At 38.0% G+C, this 18,799-nt stretch carries 15 protein-coding genes; 4 read left to right on the forward strand and 11 right to left on the reverse strand.

Going from position 1 to position 18,799, the window contains the following annotated elements:
• Positions 1 to 170: 170 nt before the first annotated feature.
• From ACWJAF_RS11505 to tdh, 9 genes are all read right to left on the reverse strand, one after another.
• The gene (locus tag ACWJAF_RS11505; RefSeq protein ID WP_448864083.1) at positions 171 to 617 is read right to left on the reverse strand and encodes an N-acetyltransferase; all 447 of its coding nucleotides are present in this window, start codon (positions 615 to 617) and stop codon (positions 171 to 173) included.
• 128 nt (positions 618 to 745) lie between these two features.
• Complete coding sequence (locus ACWJAF_RS11510) at positions 746 to 919, reverse strand: hypothetical protein (RefSeq protein ID WP_296032692.1); 174 nt, start codon at positions 917 to 919, stop codon at positions 746 to 748.
• A gap of 2 nt (positions 920 to 921) precedes the next feature.
• Positions 922 to 1,686, reverse strand: a complete 765-nt coding sequence (locus tag ACWJAF_RS11515) for an alpha/beta fold hydrolase (RefSeq protein WP_448864086.1) — start codon at positions 1,684 to 1,686, stop codon at positions 922 to 924.
• 173 nt (positions 1,687 to 1,859) lie between these two features.
• Positions 1,860 to 2,477 carry an NUDIX hydrolase N-terminal domain-containing protein gene (locus ACWJAF_RS11520; RefSeq protein WP_448864088.1) on the reverse strand — a complete coding sequence of 206 codons (618 nt, stop codon included), beginning with the start codon at positions 2,475 to 2,477 and terminating at the stop codon, positions 1,860 to 1,862.
• Between the two features lie 31 nt (positions 2,478 to 2,508).
• A complete protein-coding gene (locus tag ACWJAF_RS11525; RefSeq protein WP_448864090.1) occupies positions 2,509 to 2,898 on the reverse strand; it encodes a DMP19 family protein in 390 nt (129 codons plus the stop codon).
• 189 nt (positions 2,899 to 3,087) lie between these two features.
• A complete protein-coding gene (gene ppdK, locus ACWJAF_RS11530) occupies positions 3,088 to 5,718 on the reverse strand; it encodes a pyruvate, phosphate dikinase (protein ID WP_448864091.1) in 2,631 nt (876 codons plus the stop codon).
• 176 nt (positions 5,719 to 5,894) lie between these two features.
• A complete protein-coding gene (locus ACWJAF_RS11535) occupies positions 5,895 to 7,283 on the reverse strand; it encodes an aminopeptidase (RefSeq protein WP_448864094.1) in 1,389 nt (462 codons plus the stop codon).
• 205 nt (positions 7,284 to 7,488) lie between these two features.
• Positions 7,489 to 8,691 carry a glycine C-acetyltransferase gene (locus tag ACWJAF_RS11540; protein WP_118224548.1) on the reverse strand — a complete coding sequence of 401 codons (1,203 nt, stop codon included), beginning with the start codon at positions 8,689 to 8,691 and terminating at the stop codon, positions 7,489 to 7,491.
• Between the two features lie 23 nt (positions 8,692 to 8,714).
• A complete protein-coding gene (gene tdh / locus ACWJAF_RS11545; protein ID WP_448864096.1) occupies positions 8,715 to 9,776 on the reverse strand; it encodes an L-threonine 3-dehydrogenase in 1,062 nt (353 codons plus the stop codon).
• A 317-nt stretch (positions 9,777 to 10,093) separates the two neighbouring features.
• On the opposite strand from tdh, the gene sstT reads away from it, so the two are divergent.
• A complete protein-coding gene (gene sstT, locus ACWJAF_RS11550; RefSeq protein WP_448864098.1) occupies positions 10,094 to 11,314 on the forward strand; it encodes a serine/threonine transporter SstT in 1,221 nt (406 codons plus the stop codon).
• A 71-nt stretch (positions 11,315 to 11,385) separates the two neighbouring features.
• Here sstT and ACWJAF_RS11555 read toward each other — a convergent pair whose 3' ends face one another.
• The gene (locus ACWJAF_RS11555; RefSeq protein ID WP_448864100.1) at positions 11,386 to 12,054 is read right to left on the reverse strand and encodes an exonuclease domain-containing protein; all 669 of its coding nucleotides are present in this window, start codon (positions 12,052 to 12,054) and stop codon (positions 11,386 to 11,388) included.
• A 157-nt stretch (positions 12,055 to 12,211) separates the two neighbouring features.
• On the opposite strand from ACWJAF_RS11555, the gene ACWJAF_RS11560 reads away from it, so the two are divergent.
• The 3 genes from ACWJAF_RS11560 (at position 12,212) to ACWJAF_RS11570 (ending at position 13,488) form a co-directional block, all read left to right on the forward strand.
• Positions 12,212 to 12,925: an HD domain-containing protein gene (locus ACWJAF_RS11560; RefSeq protein ID WP_448864102.1), complete on the forward strand. Its 714-nt coding sequence runs from the start codon at positions 12,212 to 12,214 to the stop codon at positions 12,923 to 12,925.
• Between the two features lie 116 nt (positions 12,926 to 13,041).
• The gene (locus ACWJAF_RS11565; protein WP_448864104.1) at positions 13,042 to 13,254 is read left to right on the forward strand and encodes a hypothetical protein; all 213 of its coding nucleotides are present in this window, start codon (positions 13,042 to 13,044) and stop codon (positions 13,252 to 13,254) included.
• 45 nt (positions 13,255 to 13,299) lie between these two features.
• Complete coding sequence (locus ACWJAF_RS11570; RefSeq protein ID WP_448864106.1) at positions 13,300 to 13,488, forward strand: hypothetical protein; 189 nt, start codon at positions 13,300 to 13,302, stop codon at positions 13,486 to 13,488.
• A 164-nt stretch (positions 13,489 to 13,652) separates the two neighbouring features.
• Here ACWJAF_RS11570 and ACWJAF_RS11575 read toward each other — a convergent pair whose 3' ends face one another.
• Positions 13,653 to 18,797: a protein kinase domain-containing protein gene (locus ACWJAF_RS11575; RefSeq protein ID WP_448864108.1), complete on the reverse strand. Its 5,145-nt coding sequence runs from the start codon at positions 18,795 to 18,797 to the stop codon at positions 13,653 to 13,655.
• Positions 18,798 to 18,799 lie beyond the last annotated feature (2 nt).

Genomic DNA, 18,799 nt, shown 5'->3' on the forward strand with positions numbered 1-18,799 from the left:
GGTTACTTGATAAAGTGGCAGGCAATGACTAAATAAAACTTTCCCTTATTTCCCTTACGATTATCTCATAAGGGCAAAAATAAGGGAAAATACATATCATTTCACTAAGGAATAGGCTAAAAAGCCTGTAAAATAGGGAAAGTTAGAAAGATATTTCGGCAAACTGGAATTTAGCGAAGTCTTTGCAACGATAAATTTCTGCTCCATGACATCACAAAATCTTTTTCACCAGTATCCTTATCCAAGCCACTATGCTGAACCTCAAAGCCTTCTCTTTGATAAAAAGATATCGCCCGTGTATTTTTTGTGTATACGTTCAAAATTAATTTGCTTCTTTTATCCTTTGCATAATTCAACAGGATTTTACCTATCCCCTGCGATTGCTTTTCATCAGAAACAAAAATGCCCTCAATATACTCACCATTCAGCCCTATAAATCCTTGTATTTCTTGATTATCCTCATAGACATAAACAGTTGCCTGTAATAGCAGTTCTTTTACTAATTCAAAATTACTTTTCCAATATTGAGCAGGAATAAAATAATGTGCCTTTATATTTGTATCCAGCCATATATCTGCAACTTTATTTATATCTGATTTTTGTAATTCTCTAATCATATCCTGCTATCCTTTCATCCTTCTATACTCTCACAAGTTCAAAGTGCTTTCCAATACTATTCTTTCTACATACTACCACACAAAATGCTCCATGTATATTTCTACATTATTTTTATCCTCTATATACATTAATCATATATATCTTTATATAAATCACATAGCCATCTGGCACCACATTTTGCCATGTAATCATTAGGATCATCTCCGAATAATCCAATGACTGCACAGTCTGAAACTTTTGGATTTTCATAATAGATTCCATAGAAACCGTCTTTTTCAGTTTCAAAAAACTGCTTTTTCATGATTATTCTTCTCCCTGCATAATCTTTCCCGTACAGATAATCGAATCCAACATTGCTGCAAATTCTTTGGGATCAAGTATCTGCATCTGCATATGGTTGTGATTTTCCAATACCGGGAAATTACCGTATGGATATGCTTTTTTTACAGCCTCACGATACTTATAATGCTCCTCTATACTTCCGAATTCGAAGAAAATTGTTCTTTGGATTTTCTCAGACAGCTCAGGAAATTCCTTATCTTCCAGACTGTCCGTCATCTGTCTCTGCAGATTCTTATAACGCAGATTCTTGCCTGCCTGTATAAAATACGGTTTTATACGTTCATCACTGTACCACATAATTTTCCCAAGAGTCGCTCCCTTCGTCCAGTAAAGACTCTTAATTGCCAGATACAAAAACGGAACCATTATTTTTCTTACCGGCTTTGAAATCTGTGCAAACTGCCCGCCATCGAAGAAGGTATGTTCAACCGAAATTTTTGTCTGAGCAAGGAATGCAAGCCCCAGATCTGCCCCGATCGACGAAGCAACTACAAGTGCTATTTTCTCTATACCCTTCTTACGGAGATAATCTTCTACCTGATGAATTTCTCCCTGCTTGCTTATATAATTCTGCCCCGGACAATATACCGTCGATGTCGGCATCACGCAGAAATACTTCTCTTTCAAATATTCCGCCACCCTGAAGCTGCTTTCGCCCGTCACACCCATGGCATGGAAAAATAGTATCACCGGATTTTGTGGATCTCCCATTGCTTGAAATTTCATATCCAATTCCTTCTTTCATACTTTGGCATCAAAAACAAGTTAGTTTTCACTAACTATTATATCACAAACAATTATATGATTCATCATAAAATGTGTCTGAAAAACATTCCCGCAATCTACATCCTCCAATTTGTGGAAGAGCTATCTTGCAGAAAGCATTTTTCAGACACACACTAATCAAATAACGTCGACATCTCCGGTTTTTCATATGCTTCAAAGCACATTATAATCTGTTCCCGTGTGCATTTTTCAACTGCAAGATGATCCGGTATTTCATCCTTTCCGAAGAACGCAATCTCCGTTGTCTCAATATTTTTTTCAAAATTTCCACTCTCGTACCGGCACATAACAAATGCTTTCACAACACCATAAGCGTAGTTTGTCACATTATGTTTTCTCCAGTCCTGCACAGCAATCAGTTTTTCTGCTTTCACAGTAAATCCCGCTTCTTCTTTTACTTCCTTCTCTGTATTCGATGCAATAGATTGATCCACATCACACCATCCACCCGGCAGTGACCAGGTTCCATTATTCTCATGTACAAGAAGAATTTTATCATCCATGAACACCGCAGCTCTTGTATCTACTTTCGGCGTCTGATATCCTGTCTCATTACAAAACAAGTCATAAACCTTTTCCACTGAAATATCTGTTTTTTCAGAGATCATTTCCGCTGCGATTTTTCTTAACTCCTCATAACGTTCCTTATCATATTGATCTTTTCCGTATTGAATCCCCGCCTGTGCTATGCTTTGAATACGGATTGCAAAATCAAGCCATTTATCGTTCATTTCTTTCTCCTGACCTTCCTATTATGATTTTTCAAAATTTATCAGCATACCGTTCCAATATATCATTCACTTCATCTTCATTCTCATAAAATATATCATCACACTGTTCTATTATATTTTCAGCCTTTTCATCATCCTCCTTCTCACTTATCACTAAGTATGCTTTATATGCATCATGAAGATTGTCCTTTAGCTTTTCCAGCAAAACAGCATCTAAAACTTTCATCTCTTTTTGCAGATCACCTGTATTTTCCATATTGAAAAAATATTGATCATGTCCCCCATTATCAATTTCACTTTGATAAGTCATCAATTCTGCATACGGCGATTCTGCTTGTTCTTCCGCCCACAATTCCCACATTTTATCCCATTTTGTCTGCTCATCATTTTTATTTTTTCTAAATAAATCTAATACACCCACTATCACATCGCCTCCTTTTTTATTCACCCTCACTTTATACGTCTATAATAACATATAAAAAATAAGTATCTATATATTTTTCACTCATATACAGATACTTTGGCATCTACTAAAAAACCCCTCACATCATAATCGATGTAAGGGGCTTATATAAGCTAATTATGCTCTCTATCAGTCCTTAAGAACTAATTATGCATTCTTCTGAGCAATTGCTGCCTGTGCTGCTGCAAGACGAGCGATTGGTACACGGAATGGTGAGCAAGATACATAGTCAAGACCGATCTTGTTGCAGAATTCAACTGAAGATGGATCTCCACCGTGCTCTCCACAGATACCAACGTGAAGGTTTGGATTAACTGGCTTACCTAATTCGATAGCCATTTCCATTAATTTACCAACACCTGTCTGGTCAAGCTTAGCAAATGGATCGTTCTCGAAGATCTTAGCATCATAGTAAGCGTCTAAGAACTTACCAGCATCGTCACGAGAGAATCCGTATGTCATCTGTGTTAAGTCGTTTGTACCGAAGCAGAAGAAGTCAGCTTCTGAAGCGATCTGATCAGCTGTAAGAGCTGCTCTTGGGATCTCGATCATTGTTCCAACTTCGTACTCAAGGTCGCTGCCTGCTGCTGCGATCTCAGCGTCTGCTGTCTCTACTACGAATTTCTTAACATATTTAAGCTCTTTGATGTCTCCAACGAGTGGGATCATGATCTCTGGTTTTACGTTCCAGTCTGGGTGAGCTTTCTTTACATTGATTGCTGCACGGATAACAGCGCTTGTCTGCATCTTAGCAATCTCTGGATATGTTACTGCAAGACGGCATCCACGGTGTCCCATCATTGGGTTGAACTCATGAAGGCTGTCGATGATTGTCTTGATCTGCTCAACAGTTTTACCCTGAGCGTCAGCAAGTTTCTTAATGTCTTCCTCTTCTGTAGGAACGAACTCATGAAGCGGTGGATCAAGGAAACGGATAGTAACCGGGTTACCTTCCAGTGCTTCATACAGTTTTTCGAAGTCTCCCTGCTGTTCTGGAAGAATCTTAGCAAGTGCTGCTTCTCTTTCTTCTTCTGTCTCAGAGCAGATCATTTCACGGAATGCATCAATTCTGTTTCCTTCGAAGAACATATGCTCTGTACGGCAAAGTCCGATACCTTCTGCACCAAGCTCACGAGCTTTAACAGCGTCAGATGGTGTATCAGCGTTTGTACGAACTTTCATAGTTCTGTATTTGTCAGCCCATCCCATGATTCTTCCGAATTCACCAGCGATTGTTGCATCAACTGTTGGGATGATACCATCATAGATATTACCAGTAGAACCATCAAGTGAGATGCAGTCTCCTTCATGATATTCTTTACCAGCAAGTGTAAATTTCTTATTAGCTTCGTCCATTGCGATGTCACCGCAACCAGATACACAGCATGTACCCATACCACGAGCAACTACGGCTGCGTGAGATGTCATACCACCACGAACTGTCAGGATACCCTGAGCAGACTTCATACCTGTGATATCTTCTGGTGATGTCTCAAGACGTACAAGAACAACTTTTTCTCCTCTTGCAGCCCATTCAACAGCGTCATCAGCTGTGAATACGATCTTACCGCAAGCAGCTCCTGGAGATGCTCCAAGTGCTTTAGCAAGTGGTGTAGCCTCTTTCAGTGCTTTTGCATCGAACTGTGGGTGAAGCAGAGAGTCAAGGTTACGAGGGTCGATCATTGCAACAGCCTCTTCCTCTGTTCTCATTCCTTCATCAACAAGATCACAAGCGATCTTCAGAGCAGCCTTAGCTGTTCTCTTACCATTACGTGTCTGTAACATGTACAGTTTACCATGCTCTACAGTAAACTCCATGTCCTGCATATCTCTATAGTGTTTTTCAAGAGTTTCACAAACCTGTTTGAACTGTACGAATGCTTCTGGGAATTTTTCTTCCATTTCTGAAATGTGCATTGGTGTACGAACACCGGCAACTACGTCTTCTCCCTGTGCATTTGTAAGGAATTCTCCGAACAGACCGTTCTCTCCTGTAGCTGGGTCACGAGTAAACGCAACACCTGTACCACAGTCATCTCCCATGTTACCAAATGCCATCATCTGTACGTTAACAGCTGTTCCCCATGAATAAGGGATATCATTGTCACGACGATATACGTTAGCTCTTGGGTTGTCCCATGAACGGAATACAGCTTTTACTGCTTCCATTAACTGTTCCTTCGGATCAGATGGGAAATCAGCACCAATTTTTTCTTTGTATTCTGCTTTAAACTGGTTAGCCAGTTCTTTCAGATCTTCAGCAGTAAGTTCAACGTCCTGCTTAACACCTCTGTCAGCTTTCATCTTGTCGATCAGCTCTTCGAAGTATTTCTTTCCAACTTCCATAACTACGTCAGAGAACATCTGGATGAATCTTCTGTAGCAGTCCCAAGCCCAACGAGGATTTCCTGAAGCTTCAGCAAGTGTTTCAACTACTTCTTCATTTAATCCAAGGTTCAGGATTGTATCCATCATACCAGGCATAGAAGCTCTTGCTCCAGAACGAACTGAAACGAGAAGCGGATTCTTCTTATCTCCGAATTTCTTTCCTGTGATTCCTTCCATTTTATCGATGGCTTCCATGATCTGACCCATAATCTCGTCATTGATCTGTCTGCCGTCTTCGTAGTACTGTGTACAAGCTTCTGTTGTTACAGTAAATCCCTGTGGTACTGGAAGACCTAAGTTTGTCATTTCAGCAAGGTTAGCGCCTTTTCCACCAAGAAGGTTTCTCATGGTTGCGTTACCTTCTGTAAACATATAAACCCATTTTGCCATTTGTCATGACCTCCTAAAACTAAATTTTCTAAGTCGCACTTCATATTTTACTGTTTTTACCAGTTTTCGTCAAGACTTTCACCAATAAATCTGCCGATTTTTCCCCTTTGTTTCAGTCAATCTGCACAATTGTCTAAAATCAAATACATTTCCGTGCAGTTATCCGACTCTATCTTCTAAATGTTACGCAAAAACGACTTGTATCCTCTGTATGCCTCGTAGACATCCGCTTTGCTTGTAACCTCCCAAGGAGCATGCATACTCATCACGGCTACCCCGCTGTCGATGACTTCCATACCATAATTTGCCATAATATAAGCAATCGTTCCGCCGCCACCAATATCGACTTTTCCAAGTTCCGCGAACTGATATGCGACATCTTCTGCATTCATTGCACGGCGTATCTTTGCCAGATATTCCGCATTTGCATCGTTGGATCCACTCTTACCTCTAGATCCAGTAAATTTATTAAATACCAGACCTTTTCCGAAAAATGCCGCACTTCTCTTTTCGAATGCTTCTGCATACATCGGATCATACGCAGCACTTACATCTGACGACAACATTCTAGAATTCTGTAGTGCACGGCGTACTTTTAGTTCAGATTCTCCATCTGTTAATACAACAAGCTCTGCCACCACATTTTCAAAAAATCTTGAATGCATACCTGTCGCTCCTACACTTCCGATCTCTTCTTTGTCTACCAGAATACAGCAGGAAGTACGTTCTACCTCTTCTACATCCAGCATGGCAAATAATGAGGTAAATGCACATACTCTGTCATCCTGTCCATAAGCAAGCACCATACTTCTGTCTATTCCGCAGTCTCTGGCTTTTCCTGCCGGTACGATTTCCAGTTCTGCTGAAAGGAAATCTTCTTCGTCTATGTCATAATAATCTGTTAAAATCTTCATAACATTAGCTTTTACAGCTTCTTTTTCGCTTTCATCCAGCCCCTCTTCTTTTGCAAGCGGACGACTTCCGATCAGGAGATCTAATTTTTCTCCTTCGATTACCACGCTTGCTTTCTTTTCCATCTGCTTTCCGGCAAGATGGATCAGAAGGTCTGTCACTACGAATACCGGATCATCTTCTTTTTCTCCGATATTTACCTCCTGGATTGTCCCGTCTGTCTTTGCGATCACACCGTGAAGTGCCAGTGGAAGTGTTACCCACTGATACTTTTTGATGCCGCCGTAATAATGTGTATCCAGATATGCAAGCTCTTCATTTTCATATAATGGATTCTGTTTTACATCAATTCTTGGTGAATCGATATGTGCTCCAAGAATGTTCATACCGTTTTCCAGTGGCTCTTTTCCGATCTGGAACATTGCGATACTTTTTCCCATGCATACCGCATATACCTTATCTCCGGCTTTCAGTCCGCCTTTCACATCTTTCAGATCTTTATAACCTTTTTTCTCAATCTCTTTTACAGCCAGACGGATGCACTCTCTTTCCGTCTTTCCTGTGTCCAGACACATTTTATAACGATTGTTAATCTGCTCCAGTTCTTCTAACTGCGAAGCGTTGTATGTCTTCCATGCGTTTTTTCTTTCCATTTTTCAGTCTCTCCTTTCACGTCTCTGGAAAATGCCGGCTACGATCCCTGCAGTTTACAGGTCATAACGCCTGCATCTTCTTTCGCATTCACGCAGAATGCGAAAGCAATTCGCGCTGTTTTTAGTATATCACAAAATATAAAATGGTACGCACCACTTTTCTCAAATGTTACGTACCATTTTTTCTCATTATTTGTTTCGATTATTATTTATTCAATCCCATCTCTTCTCTTACTTCAATGAAGCATTTTACGATAAAATCAATGTCTTCTTTTGTATGACTTGCACATACCTGTGTACGGATTCTTGCTTTTCCCTTTGGTACAACCGGATAAGAGAATGCTACTACATACACACCTTTTTCCATCATGCGTTTTGCAAATTCTGCTGCTGTCTTCTCATCATAGAGCATAACAGGTACGCATGGATGTGTTCCCGGGATAATGTCAAATCCGTTGTCTACCAGCTGTTTTCTGTAATATGCAGTTACTTCTTCCAGATGGTCACGAAGCTCTGTGCTCTCCTCTAACATATCAAAAAGCTCAAGGCTTGCTCCGGCAATTGCTGGTGCCAGAGAGTTAGAGAACAGGTACGGACGGCTTCTCTGTCTTAACAGGTCAATGATTTCTTTACGTCCGGATGTATATCCGCCTGATGCTCCTCCGAGTGCTTTTCCCAGTGTTCCTGTGATGATATCCACGCGTCCTTCAACTCCGCAGTATTCTGCTGTTCCACGGCCTGTCTTTCCTACGAATCCAACTGCATGACTGTCATCAACCATCACAAGTGCATTGTACTTATCAGCCAGATCACATACGCCTTTTAAGTTACAGATAATTCCATCCATTGAAAATACACCATCTGTAGCGATCAGTTTGATTCTTGCTCCGGCCTCATCTGCTTCTTTTAATTTTGCTTCCAGATCTTCCATATCGTTATTCTTATAGCGGAAACGTTTTGCCTTACACAGACGCACTCCGTCAATGATAGATGCATGGTTCAGTTCATCACTGATGACTGCATCTTCTGCTGTCAGGATTGTCTCAAATAATCCACCATTTGCATCAAAACATGAAGAATAAAGGATCGTATCATCTGTTCCTAAGAATCCTGAGATCTTCTTTTCCAGTTTCTTATGAATATCCTGTGTTCCACAGATGAAACGTACAGATGCAACTCCATATCCTTTTTCATCATATGTTCTCTTAGCGGCCTCGATCAGTCTCGGGTTATCCCCAAGTCCAAGGTAGTTATTCGCACACATGCACAGAAGCTCTCTTCCGTCTTCCATCTTCACTCTTGCTCCCTGAGGAGATACAAATGGTGCCTCTCCTTTAAAAAGCCCTGCTTCTTTGATTCCTTCTACTTCTTTTGTGTAAATGCTTAAAATATCATCTTTACGTGCCATTTTCTTAACCTCTCAATTTCTATTTAGTCATTAACATGTGCCCAGTCAAGAATTACTTTTCCTGAATTTCCTGAGATCATTGCCTCAAATCCCTTTTCATAATCTTTGATATCAAAATGATGTGTAATGATATCTGAGATATCCAGACCTGACTGTAACATGGTAGACATCTTATACCAGGTATCCCATACTTTACGTCCATAGATCCCCTTCAGGTGTAATCCGTTAAAAATCACTGTCTCAAGGTCTACTTTTGCATCTGTTCTCTGTAATCCCAACAGTGCAATATGTCCGCCATGCTTCATATTGTGGATCATATCATCCAGTGCGATCTGTGATCCGGACATTTCAAGTCCTACGTCGAATCCTTCTGTCATTCCGATTTGTTTCATGACGTCTGTCAGCTTTTCTTCTTTTAAGTTTACAGTTCTTGTTGCTCCCAGCTTCTTAGCAAGTTCCAGTCTGTATGGATTCATATCTGTTACCACAACATGTCTTGCTCCTGAGAATTTTACGATTGCAGCTGCCATACATCCAATCGGACCTGCTCCTGCGATCAGCACATCTTCTCCGAGCGCATCAAAAGAAAGTGCGGTATGTGTTGCATTTCCAAATGGATCGAAGATTGCATACATTTCTTCCGGAATATTCGGATTGCATGGCCATACATTACTTGATGGAATTACCAGATATTCTGCAAATGCTCCGTTACGGTTTACTCCAACACCTTTTGCATCTTTACAGTTCTCTTTGTGTCCTTCCAGACAGTTACGGCATTTTCCGCATGTAATGTGTCCTTCTCCGGATACCAGATCCCCGATCTTAAATCCCTGTACGCCTTCTCCTTTTTCTACGATTTCTCCAACGTACTCGTGTCCTGCTGTAAGGCCAACCGGAATCGTATGCTGTGCCCAGTCGTTCCACTGATAAATATGTACATCTGTTCCGCAGATTGCTGTCTTGTGAATCTTGATCTTCACATCATTTGGTCCTACTTCCGGAATCGGTACTCTCTTCATCCAGAGTCCTTCCTCAGGTTTTTCCTTTACCAGTGCCCACATCAGACCATCATTATTCAATTGCATATTATATAACCTCCCAAAAACATACCATCTCCCCAGATGGCAATCTCGTACTAACAGATGTTATTATAGCACTCTTATTTGCTATATACAACCTTTAATTGTTTATTTTTTGTTTATTTTGACAAGTTTTTCACATTTATTTCGCGTTATTATTGGCATTTTATACCAAAATTATCATTTACTTTCATAATTCTATCGTGTATAATTTTATTTATGCTTGTGAAAGTAAAAAACGAAAGAGAGGGGTGCAGGAATCCTGATTCACAGTCTACAAATCCCACAGTATTCTGCCATCATCACTCCTGCCAAAAGAAACAATGAAAAATTTAATCAAAAAATGGAACAGCATCAGCCTGATCAAACGAATCATCTGCGGCCTGATCATCGGACTGATCCTTGGTCTTGTTGTTCCTCAGGCATCCGTAATCTCAATCCTTGGAACCATGTTCGTCGGAGCATTAAAAGGTATCGCCCCACTTCTGGTATTCTTCCTGGTTATGAGTGCACTCTGTCACATGAAGTCCGGTCAGAAGACCAATTTAAAATTCATCATCATCCTGTACATGGTCGGTAACCTTGTCTCAGCATTTATTGCAGTTATCGCTTGCAGGTTGTTCCCTGTAACACTGACATTTACAGATTCAGCCTCTTCTACTGATATCACACCTCCAAGTGGAATCGCAGAAGTGCTGACCAATCTTTTGAACAATCTCGTTAAGAACCCGGTTGATTCCATCGTTAATGCTAATTACATCGGTATTCTTTTCTGGGCTGTTATCTTCGGAATCGCATTAAAGCATGCGAATCAGGGAACAAAAGACGCACTTGAGAACATTTCCGATGCTACGGCTACGGCTGTTCAGTGGATCATCAGCTGTGCGCCATTTGGTATCATGGGACTGATCTTTACAACTATTTCCGAACAGGGACTCGATGCATTACTTTCTTATGGAAAACTGATCCTGGTACTGGTAGGAAGTATGGCAGTTGTCATCTTCATTATCAATCCTATTATTGTATTCATTTTCACAAGACAGAATCCTTACCCGCTGGTATTTACCTGTCTGAAAGAAAGCTTTATCACAGCATTCTTCACCAGAAGTTCTGCTGCCAATATTCCGGTTAACATGGAGCTTTGTAAAAAACTCGGACTGGATGAAGATACATACTCTATCTCCATCCCACTTGGAGCAACCATCAACATGGCAGGTGCTGCTATTACAATCTCGGTTATGGCATTATCTACCGCACACACACTGGGTATACATGTAGACTTCCTTACATCGATCGTACTTTGTGTACTGGCTGCCTTAAGTGCCGCAGGTGCTTCCGGAGTTGCCGGCGGTTCCTTATTACTGATTCCTATGGCCTGCAGTCTCTTCGGTGTTCCAAATGATGTTGCCATGCAGGCAGTCGGTGTAGGATTCATCATCGGAGTTATCCAGGATTCCTGCGAGACAGGACTTAACTCTTCATCCGATGTACTTTATACAGCCATTGCTGATATCCGTGAGAAGAGACTTCGTGGTCAGAAATAATCAATTTATTCTAAAAAGAAATGTTCTCTGCTTTCCCGCATGGAACATTTCTTTTAGCAATATGTAATATCTTAAATAAATACTCCCAATGACGAAAAATCAAAGAAATCTTTCATCGAGAACTCTTCTTTCGGTCTTAAAGCCTCCATTACATTTTTCAGCGCCTGGTTACATTTCTTTTCATTCCGTACAATTTCCAGCAACTTTGCCGTATTCCGTGCATCTATAAGTGCATCATGTTGATGTCCCAAAAACTCTTCACCTGCAAACATAACCGCATCTTTTAAAGAAATATTTCTGTCAACTCCCAGTGTTCGTCCATATTCTTTCTGGAAATCCAACCATTCTTCACTTATGTACATTTCATTTTCTTTTGTAAGCATACAGCTTTTTAATTTGATTTCCCTGGAAATTTGAATATAATCATTTTCGCTCCATTGAATAATCTGAATTTTATCCTGTACACTATTGCACCAGCTAAAAAACATATTTAATGCATCACAAAATCCTGGTGCTGTTTCTATCATATCTGTTTTGATCCCCGTCAGCTTTTCATATCTTTTTTCAATTCTGGTATTAAATTCCGGCTTTACAAGCGTAACAAAACTTCCTATTTCCCGATACTTTTCATCTAACAATACAGCTCCTATTTCAATGGTTTCTTTTCCACATAATCTACACGCTTTTTTATAGCTTTCAGAAACATCATTCATTTCTAAATCAAGTACCACATATTTCATAACGCTTTCCTCCATTATCTAAACCATTTTACAACTAATTAACTTACATTCACCCTATCATCATCTCTTCTATCTGACAATGGCAATTCAGTTTCAAATCTCCTCTTTTTCTTCTGAAAAAAAAGTGCTATAAACTTTCAAAAAGGAGGATTATGCCATGCAAAAAGAACAAAAAAACATCAAACTAAACGATCATTTTAATGAAAAGGATACGGAAAAGTATATCAAATCTTACATGTTTATCAAAGGATTTGCCGTAGCAAAAAATTTAAACCAGACTTTAATCTCTCTTTCCTTAGCCCGGCGTCTTCATGAAGGACAGTATCGAAAAGATGGTCTTCCTTATTTCGTCCATCCGTTAAAAGTCTGCAGCACTCTTATTAATTATGGGATTGATGATGACACCATTCTCTCCGCTGCTTTATTGCACGATATTCTCGAAGACTGTAGTGATAAGCTTCCTTTAAAAGGCCAGGAACTCATTACCGAATATCATCTGTCGCCGGATATTCTTGATATTATTTTATTACTCACTAAAAAATCCGGATTAAATGATTATGAACTTAGTATCTATTTTCAAAAAATAGAAAAAAACAGCCGTGCTGCTCTCATCAAATTAAGTGACAGGCTGCACAATAGCACCAATTTATATACTTTTTCGTTTGAACGAATGCGAAAATACATAAAAGAAACCGATGATTTCATTATTCCTCTGGCATCCTATTGTACAAACTATTATCCTCAATACACAAACGAATTTGCTATTTTTAAAGCCAATATTACTTCTCTCAACACAAGTATGCGTATTATGTTGGATAAACTCGAATCACACCAGGATGTCAAGGGCAATTCAACTCCAAACACACCTTAGACATAATTTCAAATGTAGGATACTATGTAATTACAGAGATAAAGCAATTGCAAATCTTCTCGACACCTTCCGGATAATCCCGGACAAACTATTTTTCAATCAAGGAGGAAACTATTATGGCATTAAGAAATGGATCAGATGACTGGTACAAGTACAAGGAAAAAGCAGAGAAATATGTACGCAAAGCAGCAAATTCCCGTACAAGTGATGAACGGGAACGCTGGCGTGAAAAAGCCCAGGATCTTGCTGATGGAATGCGCGACAAATATGGCTATTCAGACGAAAATGTTGAATATATTATCGCGACCTATCATCTGGAAAATCTTTAACCAGATCAAACCTTTACTACATTTTTTAATCAGGAGGTAAAAATTATGTTAAACAAATTATTCAGTGGTTCAGATGAAGATTATTCTATCAAGGAGCGATTTCAACGTGAATTAGATAAAGCTGGCAATTATGAAGAGCGCGAAGAAGTACGCCAGTCGTTCAGAGATGAAATGGACAAGCGTTTTCCGGGCAACGCACAGGCTGCCTTTCTGAAGGAGCATTATTTTAAATAGCCCCTTCCAATGACGCTGAGTTGCTTCTAACGTGCTTTCTCCGAAGCCTGAAACAGAAGCGGCAATCCCCCCTTATTCTTATACAGCCCTTCAAACCGATGTAAGATTCATCCGGTTTGAAGAGCTGATTTTTTGAGCATTCTGTTATTTTTTATGTATAATATCTATTCCGTTATTCCACCATACATTTTTATACATTCTATATCTTCATCTGAAATATCTGATTTTGGATGTATATCCTTGAAAATTATTCCCTGTGTTTTTAGTCCTGGAATACATTTTAATATTTTCGATTCTTCTAATATGTTCTCATTTTCTTTTTCCGGGAACTTCCATAGCTTTACAGTTCCATCGCATAATGATGTAAGCATTCCTTTATTATCCGGACTAAACTCAACACTCAACACCATATTTTCATAATGATTTGATTTCTGATGGAACTTGTGAACTCTTTGTATTTTCTGTAAGTTTCCTTTATTCTTTATTATTTGGTATTTACACGCCCAGTCCTTCCCTGTTTCATAAATATTAAGCCATGGCATGGATGTTCCAAAAACTATGTATTTTCCGTCGGCACTTACAGCTATTTTATTGGCCTGCACAGCAGTTTCATCCCTATCCATCTCTATAAATACATTACATTTTTCATGTTTTAAATCCCATACCTCGAAGAAGTCTCCCCATTTGTAAACATATAAAAAATTATTTTTCCAATCAACATATAAGCTTTTCACATTTTTATAAGAATAGTTTTCCTGATCATAATTTTTTATTTTCCTTTTCGTCATTCTATGTAATTCACATTCAGGCATTCCTGTTTTATCTATTTCTCTTATTTTTTTACTGGAACTTGTTTCAAACAAAGTCAGTCCTCCCCAAAAAGTCCCAGCCCAAATTTTCTCTCCGAATGGGTCAGCAAAAGTCGCACTTCCACAAAAATCTGCTTCTTTATTAAAGATATAACTTACCTTTTCTTTATTGATATCATATACCACTAAAGGTTGTCTAAGAGAAGCTACTAAAATATGCTTTCCTTCCAGATCATATTCCAAAGTGTCAATGTAATCATCTTGCATCTTTACCTTTTTTACATATCTAAAAATATGCTCTGTATCATCAAAATCATATAACACTACACTTCCATCCAACAACGAAACCGCTATCTGTTTCTTTTTCTTATTATATGCAATAATCCATGTATTATATTGAAAATCTCCAATAGAATCCACGCACTTCCCGGTCATGGTGTCCCATAGCAATATGTGATTGCCCTGTCCTGAAGTAACGACATATTTTCCATCTTCAATATAAACAGCAAACACATAACCAGATAACCGCATATTTGTAAATGAACCTTCACATTTTCTTTTTTTAATATCCCATAATCTTGCGCTGTGATCAAGCGATGAGGTTATCACATAAAAGTGATTTTCATCTTCCCCTTTACTAATATCTGTTATTCTCCATATGTGTTCATTAGTTTTGTAATAATAGTTTTTCCTTTCTTTCATAAACTTTTTATAATCAATGAATACAACTTCACCATTTTCTGTTCCAGCTACTATACATGAATCATGATCTATAAATTTAGCTTTTCTGATCCCTTTTATTTTTTCTTTAGATTCTTTACTAACATCTATTGAATCCATCCGTTTAATTTCTCTACGTTCAGCATCAAAAGAATAGATTTCTATCTCTTCATCGTGTACCTTATTAACCAGTATCTTCCTCCCATCAGAACTAAAATCTATATTGGAAATTTTATTAGATATAAAATATGTTTCTTTTGATATTGCAATACATTTTTTTAATTCTATATTCCAAATTTTAATTCTGAATTCATCCTCTAAAGAATCTCCTGTAAATTGATCTAATAAATATTTTTTCGCCCCTCTATTGCTTCCGGCTGCTAATGCGATATATTTACTGTCTGGTGAAAATACCATCAGATCTATTCCCCTTACCCACATCTCAGGGTTTTCAATACAGTCTAATTTACATTGACATGTAAAATTCTTTGTGTCACACACTTGTACTCTTTTCCATCTGAATGCTAACGCAATATATTTTCCGTCTGGTGAAAACACTGCATTATATGCTCCAACTTTTTTAATTAAATGATAATTTTCGGTATCAAGAATTTCTGTACCTCCCTCTGTAGAAATAGCTATATACTGTTCCGTAACCGAAATATTGATAATTCTGAATAAACATTTTTTGATATTTTTTATGTATGATAATGTCTTACGATGCCACAAAGACACGGTTCCGTCTTCTCTTCCAATATAAACAAATTCTCCATTTGCAGAAAATGCGGTTTTTAAAATCTGTCCATGATTATTATCCTGAAATAGGTTATCATGATTTATCAGCGCACCCGTCATATCTGCCCGCTTTAATTCAACATTATAAAACCTGCATTTCCGCAAATCCAGATATGACAAATCTACATCTGCCAATGATTTTCTAGATTCATAAATCATTGCCAGCAAATTATGTACCCCATATCCTACGTATTGTTCCGGTTCAAACCGTTTTCGATACAGCTTCAATGTCTGCTCAATCAATGAACCACCCGTACTTTGGCAATTCCGATATTCTCCTAAAATTTCTCCACATAGATGTAATGTATCCGTATTGATTAAATCTTCATTTATTACTTTCAGACATCCAATTCCTTTTTCACTGCTTTCCTCTGATACATACACAGACAATTTCATATCTGTAATAATTTTCATCGAAGCAAAATAGTCTCTGATGTGTTGATGTATAAAGCAAACGCTTTCATCTTTTACCCCAAGTACCCCCAATGAATATACGCAGTAATCTATAAGTTCCTGTGTATAATTTCCATCCACTCCCAATGCCAATATCTGATCTGCACAGGATTTTATATTGAATGTTCGTCCTTTTTCTCCATGATATATATCAAAAAATTTTCTTCCGTATTTTCCACATATATCCGCATCCTCTTCGCTCTTCAGAATTCTGTCCCAGATTGCTTTAACAGAATTTCTGTCCAAAAAGTAGTATTCATGCTTAACCATATGCCATCCAATTGCCGGAAGCAGGAAGTCTAAAATGAACCACTGCATTTTTTCTGTAATAAAATTACGTGTATGCGGTGCCTGAAATGTATGTTGGTCTTTACTGATTTCCTTAATCCTTTGGCGTACAGAATATTTTCCACTTCGTTCACTAAAAAAAGCATGCAAAACTTCCCCCGGCGTCGATACACCTTCCGTCGAATACAATTTACAATACATTTTCAGGAAAAAAGGATTCTTCAATGTATTGATCAAGCGTTCATTATCTTCCAGTTTTCCTTTAACCGCTACATGATTACTTGCCAGGTATTCTTTTATAACTTTATTTTTCAAACCAATTAAATAATATTTCTCCAAGGCATTTTCAATCTCTGGTATCTCATCTGCACGGCTGGTTATGATTATTTTGACATTTTCGTATTTTAATAATCTCTGTATCTCTTCTATAATCATTTCCTCTGCTGATCCACTGTCACCACTGGCATCTTTTATTAATTGTTTTTGAGATACCTCATTTAACCCATCAAGAAGTAACAAATACTGAACATCTCCGCTATGATTCATTAAAAGTTCATCTATCTTTTCTACGGCTTTTTGATCGTCCGTCTCCATGATATTACGAAATACCTTTTCTATTTCAGCATTATTATATTGTTCATTCCGAGTCATGATCAAAAAGTACATATACCTGCGTATAAAGGTAGAACGAAATGATTCATATGCCTTTACATATCTGACCGGAGCTTTTGACAGTTCAATAAAAACCGGAATTATTGTTCTTTTTTTATTCTTGATATAATGATTCTTTTCATACACTTTCTTCATAATGGAGTAAAGAGCCGTTGTTTTTCCCATGCCTCCTTCTCCAATCAAATACATATTATGAATTTCTTCAATCACGGAAATGTATTCGCCAAGATTCTTTGAGTCCTTTTCATTCTCCTTACAAATATTGATTGGCAAATCAGTATTCCCTTTTTCACATTCAACTGATAATGGCATGATTTTTTCATCAATATTAAAATCACCAAACCTGCTGTCTTTTTTAGAACTTTCTTCATACCAGAATTTTCCCGCATTCCACAACGCTTCCGGTGTAAGTTCTTTTTTCATTTTTCCAGAATTTTTCTGGTCTTTTTTATCCGGTCTTTTAAAAGGGCTCTGTACAACTTTTGAACGCTGAAGTGTTGTGTTTGCATCTGATTTACTTAATATTTTATCTTCTTCATAAATATACTTCGGATTCTCTTTTATTCTTTCCAGCTCCTTTTTAAAATCGGCAGCCGTCTGGAACCGTTCTTCCGGATAAAACTGACATGCTTTTTGCAAAATACGATTTAGTCCCTCAGAACATCTTTTCAATTCCGGTAAATATTTTTTTCCTATTCTTTGATCATAATGTACATGCATAGGCTGTCTGTCCACCAATTCATATAATACCAATCCTAAAGAATAAATATCCATTCTTCCATCAAATTCATTATGAAAAAGAGGATCCGCCTGCTCTGGTGACCAATAATCTCTGGTTCCCACTTCCCAATTTTGCACATTTCTGTTTTCAGTAGAAATTCCAAAATCCCCCAGACAATATTGATTCTTGTACCAATATATGTTTGCGGGTTTTATATCACGGTGTATGATTTTTCTATTATGTAAATCTTCCAAAGCAGTACACAAATCTATTCCTATCTGAATTACCAATTCTTCTACTTCTTTATCTTCCATTTTTTTGTAATGGAATTTCTTCATTTTCTCATCTAAACATTCTGCAACCGGCATTTTTAATACATAATCCAATCCAATTTTAGAATATTCTCCGCACTCCCATATCAAGAAATCAAATCCCTTTAAAGGAATAACATTCCTGCAACTTTTTGTTGCTTCCAAAAAGTTGCTAATTTCTTCTTGTGCCGGATTATTCTTTTTCTTCTCCTCTTCAGATATCAGACTCTTTTTATATTTCATTAAGGCTAATTCCATCCAATCTGCTGCATCTATCTCTTTGGTTATGTAAGGAATGATCTTCACTGCCTGAAAATCATCTGTTATCTCAAAACAAGGAACTTTAAAGACACTGTTTCTTCCACCTGATCCGCTCCCGATTTTTTCCAGTGTTCCGTTTCCATTCTTTAAATATTTTTTTATAACCGCCTGTTTTCTCGCTTCTTCTATCGCTTCTTCCTCTTTTATCGCTTCTGCATTTTTTATTGTCGATGCCTTCTCCGAATCAAAATCTGGCAACGAATCGCATTTATCGTACATAT

Source organism: Dorea sp., from assembly GCF_977044405.1.